The following is a 587-nucleotide window of genomic DNA, read 5'->3' on the forward strand; positions in this document are numbered from 1 at the left end:
TTTTTTTTTTTTTTTTTTTTTGTTATAAATTAAATTTTATTGAAAATCGTAAATAAATTTACATAAATTATTAATAAATATTATTACATCACGTGTAAACATGTATCCGAGTTGTTGTGTAATTAATGTACATGTGTTTGTGTGTGTGTGGCAGCGGCGCTGCGTATGTGTGTGTACATGTTCTGTTTGTGTGTGTTTGTGGTCTGTATGTGGAGTGCGAGAGCTTAGTAACCAGCCAACTCGGCGAAGGTGGAATCCATCTCATCAGCCAAGCTCTTGTATCTATCCTTGTTGATGCCGAGCTCGTCTTCGAGCCTGTCGACCTCCTTCTGCAGTTTCTTGACTGTCTTCTCGGCGTACTCGGCACGGGCCTCGGCCTCCTTCAGCTTGCCGGTCAGGGTCTTCAGCTGCTTCTTGAACTCTTCGACGCGCTGGTTAGCTTTCTCTTCGGATACTTCGAGAGATTTAAGGGAGTTACCGACGACCTTTAATTCTTCTTCAAGCTCTGAGATCTTAGCGTCACCAGACTTGACACGGTCTTCGGCGACTTCGAGTTCGTCTTCAACGAAGGCCAGTTTTCGCGAAAC

At 43.8% G+C, this 587-nt stretch carries 1 protein-coding gene; it reads right to left on the bottom strand.

What is annotated here, in order from left to right; genetic code table 11:
- Positions 1–224: 224 nt before the first annotated feature.
- Positions 225–587, bottom strand: a 363-nt coding sequence (locus F0L68_RS45935) for a tropomyosin (protein WP_149855422.1), incomplete at its 5' end; no start/stop codon positions are given.

It is taken from the genome of Solihabitans fulvus (assembly GCF_008386585.1).
Taxonomy (GTDB): domain Bacteria; phylum Actinomycetota; class Actinomycetes; order Mycobacteriales; family Pseudonocardiaceae; genus Solihabitans; species Solihabitans fulvus.